Source organism: Paraburkholderia sp. OAS925, from assembly GCF_040543975.1.
GTDB lineage: Bacteria > Pseudomonadota > Gammaproteobacteria > Burkholderiales > Burkholderiaceae > Paraburkholderia > Paraburkholderia graminis.
The window spans coordinates 475,582-500,615 of the sequence record NZ_JBEUNO010000002.1; the positions used below are offsets into that span (position 1 = coordinate 475,582).

The 25,034-nt window shown below is 63.3% G+C and carries 25 protein-coding genes and 2 pseudogenes; 10 read left to right on the plus strand and 17 right to left on the minus strand.

The genetic code is table 11. The features are described from left to right. Positions 1-87 precede the first annotated feature (87 nt). The 4 genes from ehuB (at position 88) to ehuA (ending at position 3,234) form a co-directional block, all read left to right on the plus strand. A complete protein-coding gene (ehuB, locus tag ABIE53_RS20930) occupies positions 88-942 on the plus strand; it encodes an ectoine/hydroxyectoine ABC transporter substrate-binding protein EhuB (RefSeq protein WP_006049622.1) in 855 nt (284 codons plus the stop codon). Positions 943-1,028: 86 nt separating this feature from the next. Then, a complete protein-coding gene (gene ehuC, locus ABIE53_RS20935) occupies positions 1,029-1,688 on the plus strand; it encodes an ectoine/hydroxyectoine ABC transporter permease subunit EhuC (RefSeq protein WP_029966830.1) in 660 nt (219 codons plus the stop codon). Next, positions 1,685-2,344, plus strand: a complete 660-nt coding sequence (gene ehuD, locus ABIE53_RS20940) for an ectoine/hydroxyectoine ABC transporter permease subunit EhuD (protein ID WP_006049624.1) — start codon at positions 1,685-1,687, stop codon at positions 2,342-2,344. The genes ehuC and ehuD overlap by 4 nt, the downstream gene beginning before the upstream one ends. 62 nt (positions 2,345-2,406) lie before the next feature. Next, entirely contained in the window at positions 2,407-3,234 is an 828-nt protein-coding gene (ehuA, locus tag ABIE53_RS20945; protein ID WP_053859969.1) for an ectoine/hydroxyectoine ABC transporter ATP-binding protein EhuA, read from the plus strand. Between the two features lie 35 nt (positions 3,235-3,269). Here ehuA and ABIE53_RS20950 read toward each other — a convergent pair whose 3' ends face one another. From ABIE53_RS20950 to ABIE53_RS20970, 5 genes are all read right to left on the minus strand, one after another. Beyond that, positions 3,270-4,673, minus strand: a complete 1,404-nt coding sequence (locus ABIE53_RS20950) for an MFS transporter (RefSeq protein WP_029966834.1) — start codon at positions 4,671-4,673, stop codon at positions 3,270-3,272. Between the two features lie 173 nt (positions 4,674-4,846). Continuing rightward, a complete protein-coding gene (locus ABIE53_RS20955; RefSeq protein WP_192699684.1) occupies positions 4,847-5,611 on the minus strand; it encodes a phosphocholine cytidylyltransferase family protein in 765 nt (254 codons plus the stop codon). 27 nt (positions 5,612-5,638) lie between these two features. Next, positions 5,639-6,667: a lysylphosphatidylglycerol synthase domain-containing protein gene (locus ABIE53_RS20960; protein WP_006049629.1), complete on the minus strand. Its 1,029-nt coding sequence runs from the start codon at positions 6,665-6,667 to the stop codon at positions 5,639-5,641. Next, complete coding sequence (locus ABIE53_RS20965; RefSeq protein WP_029966840.1) at positions 6,664-7,521, minus strand: HalD/BesD family halogenase; 858 nt, start codon at positions 7,519-7,521, stop codon at positions 6,664-6,666. Before ABIE53_RS20965 ends, ABIE53_RS20960 begins: the two co-directional genes overlap by 4 nt. After that, complete coding sequence (locus ABIE53_RS20970; RefSeq protein WP_053859967.1) at positions 7,518-8,219, minus strand: CDP-alcohol phosphatidyltransferase family protein; 702 nt, start codon at positions 8,217-8,219, stop codon at positions 7,518-7,520. The genes ABIE53_RS20965 and ABIE53_RS20970 overlap by 4 nt, the downstream gene beginning before the upstream one ends. A gap of 355 nt (positions 8,220-8,574) precedes the next feature. Here ABIE53_RS20970 and ABIE53_RS20975 point away from each other — a divergent pair. Continuing rightward, positions 8,575-9,034, plus strand: a pseudogene (locus ABIE53_RS20975) (hypothetical protein). A gap of 66 nt (positions 9,035-9,100) precedes the next feature. Here the strand turns inward: ABIE53_RS20975 and ABIE53_RS20980 are convergent. Both ABIE53_RS20980 and ABIE53_RS20985 read right to left on the minus strand, forming a co-directional pair. Next, positions 9,101-11,057, minus strand: a pseudogene (locus tag ABIE53_RS20980) (PhoX family protein). 211 nt (positions 11,058-11,268) lie between these two features. Further along, positions 11,269-11,826 (minus strand): SH3 domain-containing protein, encoded by a 558-nt coding sequence (locus tag ABIE53_RS20985; protein WP_192699682.1) that lies wholly within the window; start codon positions 11,824-11,826, stop codon positions 11,269-11,271. Between the two features lie 346 nt (positions 11,827-12,172). Between ABIE53_RS20985 and ABIE53_RS20990 the strand changes: the two genes are divergently transcribed. Both ABIE53_RS20990 and ABIE53_RS20995 read left to right on the plus strand, forming a co-directional pair. Continuing rightward, positions 12,173-12,601, plus strand: coding sequence for a sugar ABC transporter ATPase (locus tag ABIE53_RS20990; protein ID WP_374710215.1), 429 nt, complete (start codon positions 12,173-12,175; stop codon positions 12,599-12,601). Positions 12,602-12,771: 170 nt separating this feature from the next. Beyond that, positions 12,772-13,290 (plus strand): metal-dependent hydrolase, encoded by a 519-nt coding sequence (locus ABIE53_RS20995; RefSeq protein ID WP_192699681.1) that lies wholly within the window; start codon positions 12,772-12,774, stop codon positions 13,288-13,290. 60 nt (positions 13,291-13,350) lie between these two features. Here ABIE53_RS20995 and ABIE53_RS21000 read toward each other — a convergent pair whose 3' ends face one another. From ABIE53_RS21000 to ABIE53_RS21010, 3 genes are all read right to left on the minus strand, one after another. After that, positions 13,351-14,196, minus strand: coding sequence for an AraC family transcriptional regulator (locus tag ABIE53_RS21000; protein ID WP_107706919.1), 846 nt, complete (start codon positions 14,194-14,196; stop codon positions 13,351-13,353). Further along, positions 14,196-15,122 carry a serine O-acetyltransferase EpsC gene (epsC, locus tag ABIE53_RS21005; protein WP_006049638.1) on the minus strand — a complete coding sequence of 309 codons (927 nt, stop codon included), beginning with the start codon at positions 15,120-15,122 and terminating at the stop codon, positions 14,196-14,198. The genes ABIE53_RS21000 and epsC overlap by 1 nt, the downstream gene beginning before the upstream one ends. Positions 15,123-15,251: 129 nt before the next feature. Then, positions 15,252-15,485: a hypothetical protein gene (locus tag ABIE53_RS21010; RefSeq protein ID WP_006049639.1), complete on the minus strand. Its 234-nt coding sequence runs from the start codon at positions 15,483-15,485 to the stop codon at positions 15,252-15,254. A 219-nt stretch (positions 15,486-15,704) separates the two neighbouring features. On the opposite strand from ABIE53_RS21010, the gene ABIE53_RS21015 reads away from it, so the two are divergent. Beyond that, positions 15,705-16,157 carry a DUF3005 domain-containing protein gene (locus tag ABIE53_RS21015; RefSeq protein ID WP_006049640.1) on the plus strand — a complete coding sequence of 151 codons (453 nt, stop codon included), beginning with the start codon at positions 15,705-15,707 and terminating at the stop codon, positions 16,155-16,157. Positions 16,158-16,367: 210 nt separating this feature from the next. Continuing rightward, positions 16,368-16,973, plus strand: a complete 606-nt coding sequence (locus ABIE53_RS21020; protein ID WP_006049641.1) for a short chain dehydrogenase — start codon at positions 16,368-16,370, stop codon at positions 16,971-16,973. 49 nt (positions 16,974-17,022) lie between these two features. Here the strand turns inward: ABIE53_RS21020 and ABIE53_RS21025 are convergent, their stop codons facing one another. The 6 genes from ABIE53_RS21025 to ABIE53_RS21050 all read right to left on the minus strand — a co-directional run bounded on the left by ABIE53_RS21025 (position 17,023) and on the right by ABIE53_RS21050 (position 23,410). After that, on the minus strand, positions 17,023-17,958 hold the full coding sequence (locus tag ABIE53_RS21025) for an ABC transporter permease (RefSeq protein ID WP_192699680.1): 936 nt from the start codon (positions 17,956-17,958) through the stop codon (positions 17,023-17,025). Next, on the minus strand, positions 17,958-18,863 hold the full coding sequence (locus ABIE53_RS21030) for an ABC transporter permease (RefSeq protein ID WP_006049643.1): 906 nt from the start codon (positions 18,861-18,863) through the stop codon (positions 17,958-17,960). Before ABIE53_RS21030 ends, ABIE53_RS21025 begins: the two co-directional genes overlap by 1 nt. Then, positions 18,860-19,945: an ABC transporter ATP-binding protein gene (locus tag ABIE53_RS21035; RefSeq protein WP_107706923.1), complete on the minus strand. Its 1,086-nt coding sequence runs from the start codon at positions 19,943-19,945 to the stop codon at positions 18,860-18,862. Before ABIE53_RS21035 ends, ABIE53_RS21030 begins: the two co-directional genes overlap by 4 nt. Before the next feature lie 84 nt (positions 19,946-20,029). After that, the gene (locus tag ABIE53_RS21040; protein ID WP_107706924.1) at positions 20,030-21,199 is read right to left on the minus strand and encodes an extracellular solute-binding protein; all 1,170 of its coding nucleotides are present in this window, start codon (positions 21,197-21,199) and stop codon (positions 20,030-20,032) included. Between the two features lie 288 nt (positions 21,200-21,487). Beyond that, positions 21,488-22,438 (minus strand): SMP-30/gluconolactonase/LRE family protein, encoded by a 951-nt coding sequence (locus tag ABIE53_RS21045; RefSeq protein WP_006049647.1) that lies wholly within the window; start codon positions 22,436-22,438, stop codon positions 21,488-21,490. Between the two features lie 39 nt (positions 22,439-22,477). Further along, positions 22,478-23,410, minus strand: coding sequence for a dihydrodipicolinate synthase family protein (locus tag ABIE53_RS21050; protein ID WP_192699679.1), 933 nt, complete (start codon positions 23,408-23,410; stop codon positions 22,478-22,480). Between the two features lie 589 nt (positions 23,411-23,999). Here ABIE53_RS21050 and ABIE53_RS21055 point away from each other — a divergent pair. After that, the gene (locus ABIE53_RS21055) at positions 24,000-24,704 is read left to right on the plus strand and encodes a helix-turn-helix transcriptional regulator (RefSeq protein WP_029966858.1); all 705 of its coding nucleotides are present in this window, start codon (positions 24,000-24,002) and stop codon (positions 24,702-24,704) included. On the opposite strand, the gene ABIE53_RS21060 is transcribed toward ABIE53_RS21055, so the two are convergent. Next, positions 24,688-25,005, minus strand: a complete 318-nt coding sequence (locus ABIE53_RS21060; RefSeq protein WP_006049650.1) for a helix-turn-helix domain-containing protein — start codon at positions 25,003-25,005, stop codon at positions 24,688-24,690. The two genes, ABIE53_RS21055 and ABIE53_RS21060, sit on opposite strands and share 17 nt — an antisense overlap. Positions 25,006-25,034: the final 29 nt, after the last annotated feature.

The following is a 25,034-nucleotide window of genomic DNA, read 5'->3' on the forward strand; positions in this document are numbered from 1 at the left end:
TGTATGCTGCATTCAGGGTTGCGGCGGAAGGCCGGGCAAGACGCCTAATTCATCACCTCATTTCCCACTGCTATCAACGGAATCGATATGAAAGCGAAGCGCACTTCAGGATTGCTGGGAGCCCTCTGCGTCGCCGCGGCGACCCTGAGCATGGCGGCGCAACATGCGTCGGCTGAAACGACGTTGCAGCGCATCCAGCGCACCGGCGAAGTACGTATCGGCTACGCGAACGAAGCGCCGTTCGCGTACACGACGCCGGACGGCAAGGTGACCGGCGAGTCTCCGGAAATCGCCCGCAAGATTTTTGCGCGCATGGGCGTGAAGAAAGTGGACGGCGTGCTGACCGAATGGGGCTCGCTGATTCCTGGCCTGCGCGCGGGCCGCTTCGATGTGATCGCGGCCGGCATGTACATCACGCCGGAGCGCTGCAAGCAGGTCGCGTTCGCGAATCCGCAGTATCAGATCCAGGACACGCTGCTCGTGCCCAAGGGCAATCCGAAGAATCTTCATAGCTATGCGGATATCGGCAAGCAGCCCGACATCAAGCTCGCGGTGATGGCGGGCGCGGTGGAACTCGCCAATTCGCGCGATGCCGGCGTGAAAGACGCCCAACTCATGCAAGTGCCCGACACGACCGCGCAATTGCAGGCCGTGCGCGCGCGCCGCGCCGACGCCGCGGCGGGCACCGCGTTGACCATGAAGGGCCTCGCCGCGAAAGCCTCCGACCAGGTGGAAGCGGTTGCCAATTTCAAGGGCGACCCGAAGCACACCGGCTACGGCGCGCTCGCGTTCCGCCCGGAAGACACGGACCTGCGCGATGCGGTCAACAAGCAATTGCACGATTGGCTCGGCACGCCCGATCATCTGCAAACCGTCGGCGCATTCGGTTTCGACAAAACCAATCTGACGACGCGCACCGCCGCCGACATCTGCGGCAAGTAAGCGAGTCTCGGGCGTGCCGGCCACGCCGGCTCTGAATTCAAAGGCGTGTGCACACGCACATGCCTTCATGCAAGCGAGGACCCGCCATGCGTGAACTGTTTCCCCTGCTGCTTCAAGGCACACTCGTGACGGTCGAGATCGCGGCGCTGGCCACGGTGCTCGCGATCGCGATGGCGTTTATCGCGACCGCGGCCAAGCTCGCGCCGTGGACGCCGCTGCGCTGGCTCGGCAATGCGTACGTCGAGATATTCCGCGGCACCTCGTTGCTCGTGCAACTGTTCTGGTTTTTCTTCGTGCTGCCGCTGCCGCCGTTTCGCATCGAAATGACGCCGTTTACGGTGGCTATCGTCGGACTCGGTTTGCATTACGGCGCGTACGGTTCCGAGATTTTGCGCGGCGCGTTGCGTTCGGTGCCCGGCGGACAGTTCGAGGCCGCGCTCGCGCTCAACATGTCGCCGCTCACCAGAATGCGCCGCATCATACTGCCGCAAGCGATGATCAATGCGCTGCCGCCCGCGACCAATCTGATGATCGAGTTGCTCAAGGGCACCTCGCTCGTGTCGCTGATTACGCTCTCCGATCTGACGTTTCGCGCACGGCAACTCGACGAGGCGACCTTCAAGACCGCGGAGATTTTCATGCTCACGCTCGTCATCTACTTCGTGCTCGCGCAGATTCTGGTTGCGTTGATGCGGCATTTCGAGCGCCGCGTGAGCCACGGCATTCTCCAGAGGGCCGCCCGATGAACAGCTTCTTCGACCTGCATTACGCGGAGCAGATTCTGCCGGCGCTGTTGCGCGCGTCGATGTACACGATCTTCATCACGTTGATCGGCTTTGCGATCGCGCTCGTGCTTGGCCTCGTGCTGGCCGTGCTGCGGCGCAGCCCCGTCAAGGCCGTGTCGCGCACGGTGGGCTTTATCGTCGAATTCATTCGCAGCACGCCGCTGCTGATTCAGGTCTACGTACTGTTTTATGTGCTACCGGTGTATGGCATCACGATGTCGGCGTTGACGGCGGGCACTGTGGGTATCGCGCTGCATTACGCGTGCTACACGTCGGAGGTGTATCGCGCGGGACTGAACGGCGTGGCGCGCGGCCAGTGGGAAGCAGCGTGCGCGTTGTCGTTGTCGCCGTGGCGCACATATAGCGGCGTGATTCTGCCGCAGGCGATTCGCCCGGTGATTCCCGCGCTCGGCAACTATCTGGTGGCGATGTTCAAGGACACGCCGGTGCTGTCGGCGATTACCGTCGTCGAATTGATGCAGCAGGCGAAGAACATCGGCTCCGAAACGTTCCGCTATCTCGAGCCGATTACGCTGGCCGGCATCTTCTTTCTGTTAATCAGCATCACGTTCGCGCAACTCGTGCGGCGGCTCGAATACGGTCTGAGGTTGCCATGACCGTGAGAACCGACGTCGACACCCCGACCCCGCCGCATTCGGCCTTATCCGTGGAGAACCCGATGAAACGAGACGATCCCGCTTCCGTACTCGACCCGCAGGCCGGCGCACCGGGCGAGGCGCCCATGGTGCGCTTCGCCGGCGTCACGAAGCGCTATGGCGCGCTGACGGTGCTCGACGAACTCGACCTGGATATTGGCCGCAACGAGAAAGTCGCGATCATCGGTCCGAGCGGTTCGGGCAAGTCGACGTTGCTGCGCGTGCTGATGACACTCGACCCGCTCACGGGCGGCATGATCGAAGTAGACGGCGAGCCGCTCACGCATATGCGCAAGAACGGCGAGCTGGTGCCCGCATCGCTGAAACATTTGCGGCGCGTGCGCAGCAAGATCGGCATGGTGTTTCAGAGCTTCAACCTGTTTCCTCACATGACGGCGCTCGCCAATACGATCGAAGCGCCGATGCAGGTACTCGGCCTGTCGCGCAAGGAAGCGACCGAGCGCGCACGCGATCTGCTGTCGCTCGTCGGCCTCGAGGACAAATGCAATCACTACCCGTCGCAGTTGTCGGGCGGTCAGCAACAGCGCGTCGCGATTGCGCGGGCGCTGGCGATGCGGCCCAAGGTGATGCTGTTCGACGAAGTGACGTCGGCGCTCGATCCCGAGTTGTGCGGCGAAGTGCTGAACGTGATTCGCCGTCTCGGCAGCGAACACAATCTGACCATGCTGATGGTCACGCATCAGATGGGCTTCGCGCGCGAATTCGCGGACCGTGTGTGCTTTTTCTCGCAAGGCAAGATCATCGAGCAAGGTCCGCCGCAGCAGTTCTTCAGCGCCCCGCAGCATGAGCGCACGCAGCAGTTCCTGCGCGCGGTGAAGGAAGCGGTGTAGCGTCAGGGCGGCGCTTATCGCGCCGCTTCATGCGGTCACGCGGTGCCGCGGCGGCCGCGTGCGATTTCATCGCCGGCGTCGTGCGGCAGGCGCGCGGTGACCGGAATCGACAGGAACGAGAACAGACCGACCACCACGAACGCCGGCCAGAAGTCGGAGAACACGATGCTCGAATGGCCCTGCACGTTATGCGAAATCTGCAGCACGATGCCCGCGATGGTCACGCCGAGCCCGAGTGAAATCTGCTGGATCACGCTGGCGACACTCGTCGCGCGGCCGACGTCGCGGCTCGGAATGTCGGCATACGCCAACGTGTTGAGCGAAGTGAACTGAAGCGACGGAAAGAAACCGCCGAACAGCACGACACACCAGATCAACCAGTGCGGCGTGCCGGGAAAGAACAGGCCGTAGACTGCAATCGCCACGCCCGCACAGCCCGCGTTGAACATCAGTACCGTGCGAAAGCCGAAGCGTCCGAGTATGCGTGAGGCCGCCGCCTTCATGAAGATCGAACCGAACGCGGAAGCGCAGGTGATCGAACCCGACACGAATGCGGTCATGCCGAGACCTTCCTGCAACGCGAGCGGCAACAGAAACGGCACCGCGCCGAGGCCAATGCGAAACAGCGATCCGCCCGCCACGCTCGCGTGAAAACTGGGAATGCGCAACAGGCGCAGATCGAGCACCGGCGCTTCCACGCGATTGGCGTACAGCACATAAATCACGAGCAGCACGACGCCGACGCCGCACATGCCGAACGACACCGGATTCGACACGAGTTCGCCGCCCACCAGCGAAAGCCCGAGCATGAACAGCGACGCGCCGCTCGCGGACAGCAGAAAGCCGGTCCAGTCGAGCGGGCCAGGATGTGCCTCGCGCACATTGGCGATGTGCTTGTTCGCCAGCCAGATGCCGAACAGGCCGATCGGAATATTGACGAAGAAGATCAGCCGCCAATGCAGATACGTCGTGATAAATCCGCCGAGCGGCGGACCGACCACCGGCCCGAGCAACGCGGGCACCGTCAGATAATTGACCGCGCGTATGAAGTCGGACTTCGGCACCGAGCGGAAAATGATGATGCGGCCGACCGGGACCATCATCGCGCCGCCAATGCCTTGCACGAAGCGCGCGACCACGAACATGCCGAGCGACGTGGACGCCGCGCACATCAGCGAGCCGGCCATGAAAATGCCGATCGCCGTGCGAAACACCGTGCGCGAGCCGAAGCGGTCCGCGACCCAGCCGCAAATCGGAATGAAGACGCCGAGGCCGATCACATATGCGGTGACGGCGAGCTTTAGCGTGATGGGGTCCTGACCGAGATCGCGGGCCAGCACGGGCAGCGACGTCACGATAACCGTGCCGTCCACGTTTTCCATGAACATCGCGCACGCGACGATCAGCGGGACGATGAAAGCGCCTAAAGCGAAGGGCATTGGCAGGGCGACGGGTGACAAGGCCGTCGGCGTAAAGCGTCGATTATGGCATTGCATCGGCGACGTATGTTGTTGCCGATGGTGCTCGTATAGACCTTGAACGACAAAGAGCCGGCATCGAGCCGGCTCTTTGTCGTGTGCGTAAAACGCGCTTAGCGAGGAGTCAGTGGGACTCAGCGTGAAGCGCTGACGAGCGGCTGCAACTGCGGCAGGATCTCAGTCGTGGCGCGCGCCACGTCGTTCGGGAAGTCGATCTCGATCCACGGCGCGCCGGTCACGTCGGCCGTATCGAACACCTGGCTGCGCTCGAGCAGCAGGTCGCGCACGGCTTCCTCGTGCGGCAGGTTGGCCCGGCCGCTGTCGACATAACCCGCGACGATTTCCGCAAAGCGCCGCGCGGTTTCTTCGCGGAAACGGAAGAAGCCCACCGACTCGCCAATCGTGTCGTACTCAAGATTCACGGCAAGCTGCTTGCGCAACTCGACCGGCACGCCGTCTTTCAGACACAGTTTGACGGGCTCGTCGCCGGCTTCAAAGTCGCGGTCGATCAACAGACGGTTGACCGTTTCGCCCGCGACCAGCGCGGCCAGGATGCGCTCGTCGTAGAGCACGTCGGCGTCCATCAGCAGGACGTCGCCGCCACGCGTGAGCGCCTCGGCCACCGTGTGCACCGTCAGCACGCTGCCCAGGTCATAGCGCGTGTTCAGCACGGTTTCGACGGGGTGCGGCCAGTTGATGCGCGCCAGTTCTGCTTGCACCGACTCGGGCTGAAAGCCGAGCGCCAGCACGACTTCGGTCACGCCGGCGGTTTCGAGCATCTGCAGATGCCGCTCGAGCAGGCTCAAGCCGTCGAACTGCAACAGGCATTTCGGGAACTGGGCTTCCGGCGGTTGCTGGAGACGCAGGCCGAGGCCCGCAGCGAGAATGATGGCACGCATGCGCGGTCCTTTGAAAAGATACGGAGTTTAATCGACAGCGGGAACGCGCCCAAGGGCACGCCGCCTTTGCCAGCTTCTTTCGCTGAAGTGCAAAACCAGCAGACCCGGCAAGCCTAGCAGGATTTCGCGCGCGCGCTTGGTCAGCGAGAGCGCGAGCGCCGCGTCGGGCGGCAAGCCGACCAGCGGCGCGAGCAGCAGATAACCGCCTTCCTGCACGCCGAGCGAGCCCGGAATCATGAAAGCCGCGCCGCGAATCGCCTGGCCGAGGCTTTCGAGCAGCAGCGCGTCGACCCAGTCGACGGGATGGCCGAGAAAGCGCAGCGCGAGCCACACTTCCACCGTGCCGACGATCCAGCCGGCGAGGCTGAGCGCGAAGCTCGCCGCGACCCGGCCGCGCTCGCGGTACATGGCCTGCACGGCGGCGTCGACGGCTTCGGCGCGGTTCATCAGCCCGGACCAGTCGCGCTTGCCGAACACTTTCGACAATACGCCGAGCAGCCGGCCGAACAGCCCGCGCCGCTGCGCATAGTAAAAACCGACGATCATGCCGCCGAGCACCGCCGTTGCGATCCACGTCGCGGTTTGCAGGTCGTGCAGCGCGCCGTGCGCGGCATAGGCGCCGAACGTCAGCAGCCCGAACAGCGCGAAGATGATTTGCGCGAGCGCCTGGGCCGTCGTGCTAACCGTGATGGCCGCGGCCGCGTCGCGCATGCGCATGCCGCGCTGCGACAGTTGCCGCACCATCACCACAGGCCCGCCGATCTGGCCGGCCGGCAGCAGGCTGTTCACGGATTCGCCGATCCAGCGGGCGAACAGCGCGTCGCGCACTGCAAGATGCTGCTGCGGGTGAGGCGCCCGCTCGCGGCCGCGCGGCAACAGGACGGAGATCGCGACCGCGTCGAGTGCGAGCGGCACGACGTGAAACGCCGCGACGAGCGCGAGCCCCCAGCCGGCCGCGAGCAGCGTCGAGGCGACCGAGCCGAAACCCTGCCATGCGAGCAGGCCGACAAACAGCGCCGTCCCGATCGACAGCAGAATCAGGGCCGCGCGAGTCATGCGCGGTCCTTGCGAGTACCGCGGGTATTCGCCTGAGTCATTTGACGAAACACCTGGCGGAAGCCGAAATAAGCAATCGCGTCTTTCATGTTGGAAATCAAACGGCGCCACGGACGCATGTTCGGGTCCGTGACGTATTCAAACGTGAGCGATACGCGCATTTCGTTCGGGCCGGCCGGCGTGATGCGATGGCGCAGCTTGTCGCCGTCGAAAAACACCAGGCCGCCCGGCGGAATTTGCACCGAGCCGGGTTGGTCCGGCACATCGGGATTGCGCGTATGCAATTCATAGTCGAGCCGGCACGACGATTCGTCGATCACGCCGAGCAGCAACGTGTAGCGGCGGCCGTCGTAGTACGAAGTGTCGTAGTGCCAGCCGATGTGATCGCCGGGCCGCGTGTAGTAATACAGCGCGTAGGCGTGCGGATCGTCGGCCGGCGACACTTGCAGCTTGTCGCCGCTCAGTTGTTCGAGCCAGCCGATCAGCTCTTTCGAGCGATACAGCTCGGCGATGAACGGCGCGAGGCGGTCGATCGTATGACGGCTCACGCTGCCGCCCTGCTTGTGGCCCGGCAGATAGTTGCGGTTGACTTCGTCGAGCAGCGCACGCGCGCTGTGCACGAGCTGCGCGGTGACTTCAGGCGCGAGGAAGTCCTCCATGTAGAGGAACGCGCCCTGATCGGCGAAGTCCTTGCGCAGCCGCGGAGTGTCGAATGCGCGCGTGCGGCTCGCGACGGCACGGTCGGCGTCCGGCGCTGCCGGGGCTGCGGGAACTGCCGGGGCTATGTCCAGCGCAGCCGCGGCGTGTTGTTCGGGAATCGATGCGCTCACGTCGTCTTCGGCGTGTGTACTCATTTGCCTGCCCACGCCTGAGTCGTTTCGGTGGCAGCCGCAGCCGCCGCGGACGGCTGCGCCGTGCGGCGCACCACGCGCCAGTAGTCGATCATGACCCACACCGCGAAGAGCGGCGCGCCGATCGACGCGGCGACGACGAACGGCATCGTCACACTCGTCAACGTGACGATGGGCAGCAGATACAGTACGTCTTCGGTCTCGAAGCCGCCGACGGCCGCCTGCTTCGTGCCCGCCTTGCCCGCCATTTCCTCGATACGCATGCGCAGAAAGAAAATCAGCGCGACCGCGACGCCCGCGACGGCGCCAAGCCAGCCGGCATCCACGGTGAAGCCGCCGAGATTCGACGCGCCTGCGCCGATACCCATGCCCATGAACAGCATGACGGTGACGAGCGCGTCCGAAGCCAGGTCGTAAAAATGACCGATCCGGCTCGTCTTGCCGCTGATGCGCGCAAGCTCGCCGTCGGTGTGATCGACAAAGTTTGAGAGCACGATCAGCACCGCGCCCGCATTGGCCCATGCGAAGCCGCCGCGCGCGAGGCACAGCGCGCCTGCGACGCCGATCAACAGACGCAGCGTAGTCAGATGATTGGGCGAAACACGCGTGTTCACGAGCGGAGTCACGAGCCGGCGGGCCAGCCGCGCGTCCCAGGTCCTGGGCGGCGGCACATTAATTGGAGTGTGCGGTGTTGAATTCATAACCCGGAAATATATACGGGATCGCGAAAGATTGCTTTCTTCGCGTCAGTTTCTTTGCGGTTTATGCGGCTCGCTAATCGTTTGCTAATCGTTTGCGGATCGGTTGCCGGTAATTTGCTAATGCTTTGCCGACGACTTGCGATGATTTGTCACCTACCGCGAATGAAGCAGGATTTGCCGAACCGCGATAAAGTGCGAGTCCTGCTGGGCCGGCCTCGCGCGATCGCACCAATGCGCAACGTCTTCGCGAGCTGCCTGCTCTGAGTTTATCGCCGCGCCGCGCGTTGTAGACACGCTACATCGACACTATATCGACACTACATCGCGCCAGATCGACTATGCCGCCGTCCGTGCCATGAAACGCTTTTTTTCTTCTTCCGTATCGCGTGCCTTATGCCGTGCCGTCCTCGCTATCGCGGCCGGCGCGCTGCCGCTCGCCGTGTATGCCGCCGCGCTCGACGCGCCGCTCGCCTGCAATGAAACCGGCCATCAGTTCATCGCCGATCTGGCCGGGCAGCAACTGATCGATCCGAAACCGACGCGGGTCGAAAGCAATTCGATCAACGCATTCTCTCCCGCGCAAGGCGCAGACCTCAGCGCATTCGGATTTCACGTTTTCGCGGTGGTCGGCTACGAAAAGGACGACCCGATGTTCCGCGTGGGAGACGGCGAGCCGGTCGCGCGCTCGGCCTATGGCGTGGTCGTGTTCGGGGAGCGAATCGAAGGTGAAGAACGCGGTGACGTCGGCCGGCGGGACGGCGATCGTGCACCGCGTGGCGCCGCTCATCACGGCGATCTTCTGCAAGCGGAGCTGAGGCGGCGCATGGGCGCCCCGCGCATGGGCGATTCGATGCAGGCACGCGCCGCCTCGGGTGCGAGAGTTACAGCTTGATCGACGTCGGATCGGCCGTCAGATAGCCGACCGTCGCGCCGAAGCGGTCCTTATAGTTGGCGCGCACGAGCGGATCGAGCGTCGCTTTGACCTTGTCGTGCAGCGGACTTTCCCAATCGCCGACGTGCTGGAAGTTGCTCATCACGTAGGTCCAGCCGTTGATTTCATCGACCGCGTGCAGGCCTGTCGATTCCGCGCCGGCCGGACATGACAGCACGCGCGAGAGCGTCTTCGTGTCGACGTTGTACGCCCACAGGAAGTTGTTCACGTGCATGCCGCTGTCCTCGCCGATGAACAGCGTGCGCAGCTTCTCCGAAAATTTTGAGGTTGTCCGGGTTTGCGATGCGCTCGGGATTCGCGGTGTTGCCGAGCGCGTCCGCCGTGGAGAGATCCTCGCCGACGAGTGCGGCGGGCGCCGCCATGTCGACCGGCACCCATTCGCTATTGATCGCGCCGCCGCTGCGATCGAGCTGGCCGCCCTTCATGTTCAGCGCGTAGACCGCGCCGGCGCTGATGGTTTTGTCGACCGCGACATCCGTCGATGCCGCATTGCCGCGCACCATCGACTTCTCGATACGCGACATCGCCGAATACAGCACCTTGTCCTTGATATTGACGGTCGTCCCTTCGAGCTTCGTGAAGCCCATGCTCGCGCCGGCAAGCGCCGCGTAGCGATGCGTCTCCAGGAAAGTCGCGGCCTTGTTCATGCCCGGCTTCACGCGAATCCAGTTGAACGTGCCGTTGAAATTGATCTTCGTGTACGACGCGTCGGCGGGATCGGCGGTCTTGACGTCCATGATGTCGGCCGCGGTCAGCGTGTTCGCGAGTGCCTCAATTTCGCTGCTCGTCGCGTGGCCCAGTTTTATCCACGACAGCGTCGCCGCGCCCGCGCCGCTCGACGACACCTGCGTCCATTTCGCGACGTACAGCGTGCCCGCCGACAGGTCCGCTTCGCGGTCCGCGATGAACATGAAGAGGCCGCCGTTGGTGGCGTCGTCGCCCATCAGCACGGTGCGCTTGTCCGGCATCACCTGAACCAGTTCGTGCGAGATGCGGCCGAGGCAGTAATGTTTCTTGATGCTGCCGGTGCCGTCGGGATTCACGGTCACTTCGGGCAAATGGCCGTAGTGATACGGATTCGCCGCGGTGTCGCTGCCGTACAGGTTGCGGCTAAAGCCCTTGAACTGGCTATTGGAAGAGATCGTCGCCGCGTCCGGCTCGTACTCTTCGCTCGACAAATGCGTATTCCACGGCGACAGGCTTGCGCCGCACGTGATCCACAAGCCATGCACCTTCGACGTATCCACGTTGTGATAGCCGACCAGCGTGAGCTTGCCGGTCGCCTGGTCCTGGTCGAGCGTGAGCACGGCAATCGGCGACGGCAACTGGCCGTACATCGACACCAGACTCTGATCGCGCGTGGCGTATTCGAATTGCACGACAGCGAACACCGCCTTGCCCTTGATGCCCTTGACCGTGGGATTGTCGAGGCGAATCAGCGAGCTGCCGTCCGGGCAATCGGAATAGAACTGGCGCTCCTTGCCGGCCACGGATTGATCGACGATCGGCTGATTGTTGATGTCGACGTAGCCGCCCGCGAGAATCGTCCCGCCCTGAATGTTCGGCACCATGTCGCCGGTGATGAAAAACGGCTGATACGACAGCTTGAACGCGCGGCTGCTGCCGTCGCTCAACTGCACCGTCAGCGTGGAGGCGACCGTGGTCTTTGCCATCGCCGCGGGCTCGGCCAGCGTCGGCGCGGCCATTGAACTGAAAGCCGCCGACACGAAGTTGGCAACCGGTTTGACTGTCGTCGCGAGATCGTTGCTGCTGCCTCCGCAGGCGCTCAACATGGACGCGGTGGCGAGGCCGCCTAACGGCAGCATCGGTACACCGGCAAACAGTTTCAGGGCCTTGCGGCGGGAGAGATCGAACGGCTCTGCCATGTTGTCGTAATCCTGGTTGTGGTGGCGTGGGTTGACTCACAGCCGGCCCGACCCGGATCGAAACCATGGTTCACGCTCGCGCCGCTATGACGCGAGGATTCTATGAAGCGAATGTGAAAGTATATTGACAGCCGTTGGTAATAGTTGCGGCGCTTGCCCTGCCCTGCTCATTCCTTGCCCTGCGCTGCTCATTCCTTTGCGAGCGGGATTTTCAGCCAGGACGGCGGAATTCGTTTTCGACCCACGCCGAAGCGCTCGCCTTGCTCAGCTTGAAATTCGGCGCGACCTGCACTTGGGCGAGCTGCTCGCCGAAAGTGTCGAGTGCGGTCAGCAGCGCGTACGGCTCGTCTTCGTCGGGGACGATGTCGAGCGTGATGTCGAGTTCGTCGTTGCCGTCCGCGCTCGGCACACGTACGGCCTTGTGAAGCTGCGCGCGCAACTGCTGCTCATGACGGCGCAATACTTCGGACGCGGTTTTGACGAGCGTGTTGAATGCGCCGGTGTCGAGCGGCTTCGGGTCTTTCTTGTTGCGGCCCATCGTCCACGGGCCGACGAGCGCGGGTTCCACTTCGCCGTCCTTGAGCATTGCGACGGCCCAGCCTTCGTCGTCTTCGTTCTTGATGACGCGCGCGGTCCAGCCGTCGTCGCGCCAAAGACGGTCTTCGTGGACCACGTCCAGCTCGCCTTCGAGTTGCGCGGCGTCCGGTGCGGACGAGCCTTCCGTCGTGGAAAGAGCAGGATCGGACGATGGAAGGTTGGGGTCGGTCATTGCAGGTTCACTCACTTTCGCTGGACTAGTACACATGTCGAGCCTGCAATTCTACCTGCCCTGAGCGCGCGGAACGCCGCACTATGACGAACGGACAAGTCGAAGGCGGGCATCTGGCGATTTGCGCGGCCGCTTGTAAAGCCTCTATAAAAGCCGCTCAAAAACGCAGCGACGTATCAGCTTGTAACGGAAGTGACGGCGCGAATGCGTGCTGGGTATACTCGGGCGTCCGCTTTTTGCTCGCGATTGAAATCGTGCTCGCAGCACGATTGTCAAACGGGCGAAGAGCGGCTTTGTCGCGAAGCGTGCATTGCGTTGGCCGCTGCATTAGCAAGCGCATTGATTAGTGCACGGCGCACGTCATGCTTCGCCCGCCCCCAAGTTCCCGCGCCCGACCACGGACGCCGACGACATCGACATGAAACGAATCTTTCTGCTCGCTTCCACCACCGCTGTCATTGCGACACTCGCGGCTTGCGGCTCGTCCAGCGGACCTTCCGCGCGCGACCCGTCGCAGCCCATGATCTATGTGTCCTCGCAGCGCGCGCCCGCGTACGTGGCGAGTTGCCTCGAGAGCCGCTTGTCGCGAGTGCGTCTGTCGCGCGTCGGCACCGCGACCGAAATCGCAGTCGGCTCCGACTCGAACAATTCGTACTTCGTCACGCTGACGCCGTCGAACGCCGGCTCCGTCATCAAGGTGATGCATCCGGCCAATGCGCCCGACGATCCGCCGGAACCGGAAATGCGCTTTAACATTGCGCGATGCGCGACGTGATGTTTGTGCGAGGCATGCTCGTTCTCATGTGATGCGAGCATGGATCGCGCTTCGCGCGCCATGCCGGGAGATGAACTTTTAGTTCGGCGTCCCGGCTATTTTTTTGGGCGCGCATCTGCGAACATAGCCGCCCTTTCTCCTTCACGCGGCGCGGCGCGCCACTCATTCCGATGGCATCCAGCAACGCACATCACGCAACCGGTTTCGCGGCCGGCGCCATTGCCGCGGCCGTTGTCGTGCACACGGGCGGTGGCCACGACGGTCTGTTTTATCTCGGGGTAGTGATGAGCTTTATCGCGGGCGTCGCGGGAAGCACGGCGCCCGACTGGCTCGAAGTTGCCTGGTGGTCGCGCAAACGCAAGCTGTGGATCACGCACCGTACGTTGACGCACTGGGGCATCGGCTGGATCGCATTGCTCGCGGTTTCATACTTCCAGCTCGGGCACTCCATCTATGCGGCCGCAGCCTTCGGCTTCGCATGCGGCGGACTGATGCATCTGCTCGCCGACTGGCCGAACCCGCTCGGCGTGCCGTGGATCGCCGGACGGCATTCGTTGAACCTGTGGAATAGCGGACATTGCGATCTGATCGTGGTCGCCGCTTCATGGGCCGCGGCCTGGTTTATCGGGCGACATGTGGGGCTGCCCGGCGCGCACGAACTCGACGTGCTGAAGCATTTGCGGTTCTAGCGGCGGGCTTGCCGAACGCGCATCGAAGCGCCGCTCGGCTCACGCGTCCCCCCACGCTGTTTAACGCATCGCTGCAGCATAGTTGGCCGGCGTAACACCGAGCAGGCGCACGAAAGCCCGCGTCATGTGACTCTGATCGGCGAAGCCGGCCGCAGCCGCCGCGTCGGCAAGCGATACGCCGCGCGCTATCAATTGCCGCGCCAGCACCACGCGCCGTTGCATCCGGTACGCGTGCGGCGGCAAACCCGTTTCGTGCGCGAAAGCTCGCAGTAACTGAAAGCGGCTGATGCCCGCTTCATCGGCGAGATCGGCGAGTGTGAGGGGCGCGGCGGGGTCGTCGTCGATGCGTGCTTTCGCGTGCGCGATAGTCGCAACCGAACTCGTGCCCAACATACGCGCATGACCGGTTGCCCGACACGTTGCATGCGCGGACAGCAAATGCGCGACCAACTCGACCAGCGCCTGTTCACACGCGAGATCGTCACGCGCGGAAGGCTGCACGGCCATCGCAAACAATCGTTCGAACAAATGCTTGAGTAGCGGATCGTGCGCGACCGGCTGCGTGAGCTCGACCTCGCGGGCTTCGGTCGCGTTCAGTTCGGCTGCGGCGCTGACGAGCATCGACGGCTCGAAATACAGCATGTGCCACGCGCGGCCGCGCTCGTCGAGCGGACTGCCGTCGTGCACTTCGCCGGGGTTGACCATGATCGCGTCGTTCATGCGCGCTTCGACAGGACCACGGCCGCTCGCCGACTTATGTCCGCCGCTGACGATCACGCCCACGCCGAACCGGTCATGCGAATGTCGCGGGAACGCACGCGCGGTTTCGGCGACGGTCGCCTCGACGCCGGCAATCGCGCAACGGGGCATGTGGACGCGGCCACGCGTCCCGTCGCGCGCGGGCATCAGCGCCGCCCTTCGTCGCCGCGCTCGCCTTCGCGCACCTTGCCTTGCGAGACGCTGCTGCCTGGCGGCACGCTATGCGTGAGCCACACATTGCCGCCGATCACCGAGCCGCGCCCGATCGTCACGCGTCCGAGAATGGTCGCGCCCGCGTAGATCACGACGTGGTCCTCGACGATAGGATGCCGCGCATTGCCTTTGATGAGCGTGCCGTCGACGTCGGCGGCAAAGCTCTTCGCACCGAGCGTCACCGCCTGGTACACGCGCACGTGCTCGCCGATAATCGCCGTTTCGCCGATCACGACGCCCGTGCCGTGGTCGATGAAAAAACTCGGGCCGATCGTCGCGCCTGGGTGAATGTCGATGCCGGTCGCGGAGTGCGCGATCTCGTTGATGAAGCGCGCGAGCAACGGCACGCCGAGACGATGCAGCGCATGCGCGAGACGATGATGCGTCATCGCCCATACGCCCGGATAGCAAAGCAGAATTTCGGTGATGTGCTGCGCGGCCGGGTCGCCGGTGAACGCGGCCTGAATGTCGCTGACAAGCAGCGCGCGAATGCCCGGCAACTGCGTGCCGAACTGGCGAGCCACTTCGAAGGCGCGCTCGCGCAACTCGGCCTCCGGCGTTTGCGCGTGTTCCGGCAGAAATCGCAGCGCACGGCGAATCTGTTCGGCGAGCAAACGCAAGGTGCTTTCTAACGTATGGCCGACGTAGTAGTCGACGGTTTCGTCAGTCAGATCGGGCGCGCCATAGTGCGTGGGAAACAGCGCGGCACGCAAGCCGGCGACGATGCCGACCACCGCTTCGCGTGACGGCAACTCGCGAATGCCGAGCGGATGCCGCGTGCGATGCAGTTCTTCACGCGACGCGCGCAAGTCCGCGACGATCTGTTCTAGGCCCCAGTTCTGGGAAGGCACATTAGGCATAAACGGACAGCGCCGTGCGGCGAGCACGGTATCGAGTGATTGTCCCGAGAGATTACCGCGTTTTGCGCGGGCTCGCGCAGCATTGCGCGAAGCGCGAGTGCGGGTGCAAGTCCAGGCGCAACTGCCCGCTCAGATGGTCACGCTGCTCGCGTCGATCCAGCGCACGGCCCAATCGCGCGCATGGGCGATGGCCGTCGCTTCGTCGGGGAAGCAAAGGTCGGTTGGAAAAAAACGGTTGGCGACGAGTTCGCCGTCGCTCGAGCGCGAGATGACCACGTAAGGCTGCCACTTGCCATCGCCGGCGCGCGCCGGTGCGCAATTTAACAAATAGCCGCGATGTGTGAATGCAGCATCAAAGTGCATATGTCACCCGCCCTGACGGCCCCGTAGAATGTTTTAAGTAAGCCCGCGTTCATCGCGCCGCGTTTGCAAACAGCGGCAGCAATTCCACGCCGGAGTATGATCATACTCTGTAGAAAATGCGCGTTCATTAAAAAAAACGAAAGACGCGCGAACGCAATCGCCCTGCAAAAGGAACGGACCTTGCTCTCGGGGACCTCACTTCCTGAAAGGAGAATGCATATGAACAGCGCTATCGACAATTCCGCAGACGCGCCCAAAGCAACCGTCAAAAGCCACTCATGCAGCGCGGAACTGTATAACGACCGCACGCACGACAGCACCGTGGACACCGACGGCAAGAACCACGAAGCCGCGCGCATTGCGGGTCAAAGCCCCATTGCCGTCGACGAAATCACGACCAGCAACGCGACGCTCGTCAACAGCGTGGCGGAAGCGCTCGACGGCATGGCGGGATTCGACAGCCGGGTCGGCGGCAATCATCTGCTGCTTGCGCTCGAGCCTGGCTATACCGTCGTCGACAAAGGCATGGTCGAGCCGCAGGGAATCCATTCCGCAGAGGATCTCTTCGACTATTCGCGTGCGGGCGAGAATCGCGGTGAACGCGGCCGCATCCATTATGCCCTTAATCATTTGCGGCCTACGCGCGTGATCGAAATACATCGAGTTAGATAATCATGTGGTTTGCGCGCGTGTTTGAATCACGGCGATGAAGCCGAGTGGCCCGGACATAACAGCGCGCACGCCGTTTAAATAGCAATGCGCGCTTTTTATCGGATGTCTTCGATTACAAACCGGTGGTTGCGAGACCTGCTCGCCGCCGGGCGTTTTTCTGCCATGCGGCCCGGTGCACAATCGGCGCACATCAACTCGACGGAGCGGTAAATGAAAAAGATCCTCGTGATCGGCGCCACCGGCACACTCGGCCAGGCAGTGAGCGCGGAGCTGAAGGCTCGGCATGAAGTCATCGAAGTGGGCGCGACGCGCGGCCAGTATCAGGTGGACAGCACCGACCCTGCGAGCGTCGAGCGGCTCTTTCGCGAGATCGGCAAGGTGGATGGCGTGGTCACGGCCATCGGCAAAGTGCATTTCGGACCGCTGCCGCAAATGACGAGCGAGCAGTTCTGGGTCGGCCTGCGCGACAAGCTGATGGGACAGATCAACGTCGTGCTCGCAGGGCAGAACTATGTGAACGACGGCGGCTCGTTCACACTGACGAGCGGCATTCTCGCCGACGAACCGATCCGCGAAGGCGCGAATGCGACGACCGTCAATCTCGCGCTAGAGGGTTTCGTGCGAGGCGCGGCGATCGAATTGCCGCGCGGCATCCGCATCAACGTCGTGAGCCCAACAGTGCTGAGCGAATCGATGGAAAGCTATGCGCCGTACTTCCGCGGCTTCGAGCCGGTCACCGCGCAACGCGCCGCGCAAGCGTATCTGCGCAGCGTGGAAGGCGCGCAAACGGGGCGCGTTTATCGCGTCGGCGAATAAGCCTCGCGTGTGGGCCCACGTGTGAGCCGCGCGCGATGCGCGGCTCCGCTCAATGCTTCTGTTCCTTCACGCGCGAGACGATCTGCGTCGGGCTCACGAAATGCAGCGCGATCAACACCCAGATCAGCGTGATCGCCATGTAGATCATCGCCATCGCGTCGATGGATTGCGGCGCGCGCACGCCCGTTGAAAACACCGCGTAGTACAACGCGACCACAAGCGTTTGCGTCGCGGGCCCCGCAGTGAAAAACGTCAGCTCGAACATGCCGATGGTCCGCACCAGCACGAGCAGCGCGGCGGCGAGCATGCCTGGCACGAGCAGCGGCAGCAGCACGTAGCGGAAATAGCGGAACGTGTTGGCGCCGAAGATGCGCGCCGCCGCTTCCAGATTCGGATCGATCTGCTCGATGAAAGGCGTCATCACCAGAATCACGAACGGCAGCGCGGGCACGAGGTTCGCGAGTATCACGCCGCTCAGCGTGCCGGCGAGGCCGACCTTGTACATCACGGTCGCCATAGGAATACCGTAAGTGACGGGCGGCACCATCAACGGCAACAGAAAGATCAGCATCGCGATGCGCTTGCCGGGAAACTGCACGCGCGCAAGCGCATAGGCCGCGGGCACGCCGAGCAGCACTGACAACAGCACGACCGCGCCGACCACTTCGACCGTGACCCACAGCACGCTCGCCAGTTGAAAATCGCTCCACGCCTGCGCATACCAATGCAGCGTGAAGCCTTGCGGCAACAAGGTGCCGAACCAGCGCGTCGCGATCGAGTTGACCGCCACCGTCGCGATCAGCAGCACGACGTTGACGAGGAAGAACACCATCGCGCCCCACACGATCACGCGCCACACGCGGCCCGGCACGCTCGCGCGCTGCTTCGCGCGCTTGTGGGGTTCGCGAGCGTCGTCGCCCTGCTGCGTGGATGCGGACGTGGACGTCGACCACGAGCCCGGCGCGCCGCGATGTTCGCTCGTCATCAGCCTTTGCCTCCTGTTGCCGGGCCGCTATACGACAGGCGGCGCGCGCCGAGCATCGCGACGACCACGAGCAGTTGCACGAAGCCCATTACCATCGCAATCGCCGACGCAAGCGAATAGTCGTAACTTTCGAACGCGGCTTCGGCGGCGGCAATCGACATCACGCGCGTCGGCCCTGCTGGCGCACCCAGCAGCACCGCCGATGGAAACACCGAAAACGCCTGCACGAACGAAAGACACGCGGCCATCGTCAAGCCCGGTATCAGCAGCGGCAAATAGATGCGGCGGAACTGCTCCCACGGACTCGCGCCGAGCGTGGCCGCGGCGCTCGCGAGCGTCGGATCGATGCCGGTCACATACGAGAGCGTCAACAGAAACGCGAACGGAAAGCCCGAGACGATCAGCGAAATCAGCACGCCCCAGAAGTTATGCGTGAGCCGCACTTCGCGCGTATAGAGGTGCAGGCCCTGCAGCGCCTGCGGAAACCAGCCGTTGGGTCCGAAGTAAGTGAGCATGCCGTCGGCGATCAGCACGGTGCCGAGCGTGACCGGAATCACCAGCAAGGTGGTCACGAACTTCTGATAACGCGAATGCCGACGCAATGCGAACGCGACCGGCACCGACACGCCGACGTTGATCAGCGTCGCCGGCACCGCGAGCTTCAGCGTGACGATGATGGTCGGCCACATCGACGTGTCGGTGAAGAACGTCAGATAGTTGGCCCATGCACTGCCGCCGTTCATCGGCCGGAACGACAACGCAAGGCCGTACGCGAACGGATAGATGAACAACGCGACGATGACGAGCAGCGCAGGCGTAACAAGCCATGCCTTGCCGTCGCGCTGTCTTGCGCGAGCGGTGGGCGCGGTCGGCGGAACGGGCGCGGGATACGTCGGCGTATTCATGGTTGTGCCGCCTCTGCGTCGTACACGAGCGTGCGCGACGGCGGCACGCGCAGGCTGATGCGCTCGCCCTCTTCGAATTCGCCGGCCACGCGCGCCCACAATTCGCCGAACGCGGTCTTCACGCGCAGCAGCGAACTATTGCCGCCGTATTCGACGACAGTCACCAACGCGTCGAACGCGTTCTCCGCACCAGGCGCCGCGCGTTCCATGTCTTCTGGACGCAGCGCGACGCTCACGCGCTTGCTGTTGAACCCGGCCATCGGCGTGCCGATCAGACGCACGCCGTCTGCGCTCACCAGAACGCCTTCGCCTTGCGTGCCTTCGAGTGTGAATTCGGCGACATTGCGATAGCCCATGAAACGCGCGACATGCAAATTCCGCGGACGCGTGTACACCTCTTTCGGCGTCGCGACCTGCTGCACGACGCCCTCTCTCATCACGACGATGCGGTCGGCCATCGACAGCGCTTCGTCCTGATCGTGCGTGACGTACAGCGTCGCGCGTTCGAGCTGGCTGTGAATGCGCCGGATCTCCGCGCGCATTTCGATGCGCAGCTTCGTGTCGAGATTCGAAAGCGGTTCGTCCATCAGAATCAGCGGCGGCTCGATCACGATGGCGCGTGCAATCGCCACGCGCTGTTGCTGGCCGCCGGAAAGCTGTCCCGGCAACTTGCGTTCGTGGCCGACGAGCTGCACGAGTTGCAGCGCCTCACGCGCGCGCCGCATGATTTCGCTTTTGCCGACGCCGCGCATCTTCAGACCGAAGCCAACGTTGTCGAGCACGCTCATATGCGGAAACAGCGCGTAGTTCTGAAACACCATGCCGAAGCCGCGTTTTTCCGGCGGCAATACGTCGATACGTTTGTCGTCGAGCCAGATGCCACCGCCGCTCAACGGCTGCAAACCGGCGATGCAGTTGAGCGCCGTCGACTTGCCGCAGCCCGACGGTCCCAGCAATGCGATGAACTCGCCGCGCCGGATGTCCAGATCGAGCCCTTGCAGCGCCGCGATCGACTGGCCTTCCGCATTCGTGAAACTGCGGCTCACCGAATCGAGCCGCAACTGTTCAAAGTGATGCTTCATGGCGGTTCCCTGATGCGCGCGACCGGTCACGGGTCGCGCGCGAATCGCACTGGCATGAGTGGAAGCGCGGGCTGTCCGCCGTGGCTATTTGGTTTTTTGCGCACCCACTTCCGTGTCCCACTTCTTGAAGGCGGCGACCATCGCCGCTGCATTGAGCGGCAACGCGTGCGGACGTTCCGCGAGCAGCTTGGCGTACTCGGGCCGACCGTACTTCTTCAGGACTTCCTGGCTATGCGCGGGCGCTTGTGCTTCGGTAACGCCCTTGATTGCCGGTCCCGGATAGAAGTAACCGTCGTCGTAAGTCAACGCCTGCTGCGCGGGCTCGAGCATGAAGTTCATCAGCTTGTAGAGAACTTCGAGCTTTTCCTTCGGCACGCCCTTTGGAATCACCATGAAGTGCGCGTCGTTCACCCACGTCATGTTGTCGAACGCCTGCACGCGAAATTCAGCCGGCACGATGCCGAGCGCGCGCGGGTTGATGTCCCAGCCCGTCACCGTCACCGTCATGTCGCGCGTGCCCTCGCCGAGTTCTTTCATGACCGCCGACGTGCCGCCTGGATAGTACGGAATGCACTCGTTCAATTGCTTGAGGAAAGCCCAGGTCTTGTCCCAGCCGTTGATCGGGTCCTGCGGATTTTTATCGCCGAGCACATAGGGCAAGCCCATCAGAAACGTGCGGCCGGGTCCCGAGTTCGCGGGCCGCGCGTAGATGAGTTTGTCCGGGTGAGCCTTGCACCATTGCAGCAGTTGCTCGGGCGTTTTCGGCGGATCGCTGACTTTGGCCGGGTTGTATTCGAGTAGCGGTCCGGCCGGCATATACGCGACTTCGAGGCCGAAGCCTTGCGCGAGCTCCTGCATCTTGCGCGGGCCGGGCGCGTACTTGTCGAGCACGCCGGGGAACTGCGCGGCGTTATCGGGCAGCAGCTTCGTCCACAGGTTCTGTTCGATGCCGGCCGCGAGCGCGTCGGTGCCGGTCAGCACGAGGTCGATGTCCGAGCGGCCCGCCCCCTGCATCGCCTTGATCTTGCCCGGCAGTTGCGGCGCGGGCGCGTTCGTGTAGGTGATATTGGCGACGAGGTTCGGGTACTTCGCCTTGAATGCCTCGAAGCCCTTTTGCGTGAGTTGAAGATCGCCGGCGACGTCGACGATATTAAGCGTGACAGGATCGGCCGCGAACGCGGCGGACCCGAATGCGGCGCTCGCCGCGAAACATACCGACACCAGCCTGAGCGCCAACCTGTGTGAAACAGTCATTGCGTCTCCTCGCTTCTTGGTATGAGGTCCGCCGGTCGAGTGTCCCGAGCGTCTCTTTCAACCCTTGCAACATAGCGAAGCGGAACAGCCGATGTCAAGCAAATGTGCTTGCTGGCGCGTAGCACGGGATTTCACTGCGCGAGGCCCGAAGGCCTTTGCCGTCAATGATTTGGCGAAGTTGTATAGGAGGGCAAACCCCGAGCCGCTGGTTTGTGGATGGAGGCAGCGGGCGTTTGTCAGGCAACTAGCCCTCCTGAGCAAACCGTGCGCGCGGCGTTGTGATTGTCATCAGCCGCCGCGCGCGCCTTGCGTGTTCACATACAGCGAGTAAAGGCCGTGGCTCGCCGCCATGAAAAGCCGGTTGCGATGACGTCCGCCGAAGCACACGTTCGCGCAGCGCTCCGGCAATGCAATGTGGCCGATCGGCTCGCCTTGCGGCGTGAAGATGCGCACGCCGTCGAGTTCGTCGGTGCCCATGCCCCAACCGCACCACAGGTTCCCGTGGATGTCGACGCGAAAACCATCCGGCGTGCCTGGTCCTGCATCGATCAGCACGCGATTGTTCGAGAGCGCCGCGCCCTTGCCGCCGGCATCGGCATCGACGTCGAACGCGCGGATCTTGCGCGGCTCGCCCCGCGATTCGACGACATAGAGCAACGACTCGTCCGGCGAAAACGCGAGGCCGTTGGGTCCGAGTATGTCGTCGGCGACCACGCTCACTTCGCCCGACTGGCCGTCGATGCGGTACACGCAAGCCGGCAGCTCCGACTCCTGCTTCTCGCCTTCGTAGAAGCTGTCTATGCCGAACGTCGGATCGCTAAACCAGATCGAGCCGTCCGATTTCACGACCACGTCGTTCGGCGAATTGAAACGCTTGCCGCGATAACGATCCGCCAGCACGGTGATCGAGCCGTCGTATTCGGTGCGCGTGACGCGGCGCGTCAGATGCTCGCAGCTCACGAGCCGGCCTTGGCGGTCGCGCGTATGGCCGTTCGCATTATTCGACGACTGGCGGAACGTGCTGACGGCGCCGCTCGTTTCGTCCCAGCGCAAGATGCGGTCGTTGGGGATGTCGCTCCACAGCAGATAGCGGCCGTCGCCGAACCAGACCGGTCCCTCGGACCAGCGCGCGCCCTGATACAGGCACTCGACCGACGCCGACGCCAGGATCAGCGACTTGAAGCGCGGATCGAACACGCGCACGGAAGGATCGGGATAGCGTCGGCTGTTGTCGGTCATGCTGTCTCTACGTGGATGGATTGAGCGTGGATTGAGCGGTCACGGCGCGCGCTCGTATTCTCTTTCGAGCGCGAGCAGCGTGCGCGCGGCATCGGCGATCTTCGCATGATGTTCGGGCGGCGTCGAACTGAGCAGCGGCAGCAGCGGCCCCATGTCGGCGATCTGCGCGAACGTGACCGCGTCATGCAGCACGCGGATCAGCGAGATGTCGTCGCGCAAGGTTTCGAGCGGCAGGAACGCGTCGTACAGGCGCTGCGCGGTCTCGTGGTCGCCGCTCTTCGCCGCGTGCAACAACGCGGTCACCATGCGCGGCGCGATGCAGCCGGAGCCCGTCGTCCATGCGGCGAGGCCGAACTCGCGCAGATGCACGAGCGCCGGGCGCTCGCCCATGCCCGATACGATCTTGCCCGCCGGCACATGTTGGAGCAGCCGGCGCAGATACGGATCGTCAGCGGGATTCTTGCGGACGATCGCATACTTGACCGCCAGCAACGTGCCGCGCTCGACAAGCCGCGCGAGCGTCTCCACTTCCACATAGTCTTCGCTCTTGATGTAAAGCGTGAGCGGAATGCCGGCTGCATCGACGATGCGCGTCAGCCCCGCTTCGACGCCCTCCGACGTCGTGAAGCCCGCGAGCGGCAGCACCATCGCCGTGCGGTAGCGGGTCTGCGCGAGAATCCGCGCCTGATCCAGCATTTTTCCGTAGTCCGGGCCGATTGCCGGAATGACGCGCGTGTCGTCGCTCGTGCTCTCGGACAGCATATCCAGCAAGTCGCGATATTCGCTCACGGCGACGTGATACAGATTGGCGTTGCCGCCATAGAGCAGCGTGCGCACGCCGCCCGCCTCGATGTGGCGGATCAGCGCGGCGTTCTGAGCGGCGTCGAGTGCATGGTCCGCGCGGCGCGCCAAAGGCGGCACAGCCATGACCGACGCAGCGAGCTCGCTGTCTTCGAATGGGGCTTCGTTCATGAGACGGGACGGGAGTCGAGTGGAGTGGAATGGAAACAGGCTCCCAAGGTAGCATCGGCTGCGAGAAGTTGTCAAACAACTTTGCGAGCAGCAGCGCGGGCGCGAAGGGTTCGCGTTCGCGGCGAAATGCCCAAACGCAACGCATCGCCTTTTATATGACAATGCGTGCGAGGACCGTGAATAGCGTGAGGAAGCGAAACTGCATCGCAAATCGGTGATTGCGGTAATAGCCGCGATTTGGCAAATGAGGTCGTTTTGCCCGTTTGATTGGCAGCCGTCGCAGCGCGGGGATGAGGCCGCGAACCGGCGGCGCAGCGCTAAACCGTTGCTGCGTGCGGCTCGCGGCGGCATAGGGGCTAGAGGACGCATAACCTGCAATCCGCGACGAGCGGATTTACTGCGGGCAGCAATTATGCAGAGGTAAAGCCCGGATTAATGCCGGCAGTCTCGTGCGGGGCTCTTTCTGTGCAACAGGCTTTTAGTGATAGATTGCGATTAAAGCAGCCGTAAATAAAAACCTGCGCAAATGACCTACCGGATATTTGCGAGTCTGAGAGAGTCGAAATTGTCGCTACATTTTATCGAGCAGATGGCGCCGCTACTGGACGCCGCCGACGAGGCGGCGTGGTTCGGCGCCGTCGCGGATCTCGCCGAGACGTGGGGATTCGACCGGCTTCTGATTGCCATGCTGCCGCGCCCGACCATTCGGCTGGAAGACGCGTACGTGCGCAGCACCTATGCGCCCGCGTGGCGCCGCACTTACGACGAGCAGGGTCTCGTGCACATCGACCCGACCGTCGCGCATTGTGCGACGCGCTCGACGCCGCTTGTCTGGTCGCCGGAAATCTTCATCACGGCGCCGCAGCAGTCCATGTACGAGGAAGCTCGCGCGCACGGTCTGCGCGCGGGCGTAACGCTGCCGATTCACGGCCCGAATCAGGAAGCCGGCATGATGTGCTTCGTGAACGACGCAAATCCGACCGACACCTTCTGGCGCCACATCGACGTCGTGCTGCCCAACCTTGTGCTACTGCGCGACCTGGTGATCGACACCAGCCAGCGCCATCTGCATACGCACACGCAGACGCTGTTGCCGAAGCTGACGCCGCGCGAACGCGAGTGTCTTCAATGGACCGCGCGCGGCAAATCCACGTGGGAAATTTCGCATATCCTGAACTGCTCGGAAGCCGTGGTGAACTTCCACATGAAAAACATCAGGACGAAACTCGGCGTGAATTCGCGGCGCGCGGCAGCCGTCATTGCGACACAACTCGGGCTTATTGACCCGGGTTGAGCAAGGCGGCGGCGTCGCGGCTGTGGAGCACGCGCTCGGCGCGGCCGAGGTCCGCATCCGAGACGGTCTTGGTGAAATACAGGCCCAGCAGGATCGAAACCGGTGCCGGAATTTCGGCGCCGGATTCAAAGCGGCTGCCGCGCGACTGGGTAACGCCGAAACGCGCCCAGAAACGGCGCTGGCTCTCTTTTTTCTTTTTGCGGTAAGCAATGATCAAGACCCGGTCCACCGCTGTGGAAGGCTCCGCCGAACGCGTTTGGAGGCCGGTTTGCGGTTGCCAGTGATTGTCCAGAAGTTCCATTTTCGTGTCCCGTCGGTTGAGTGCTGTTG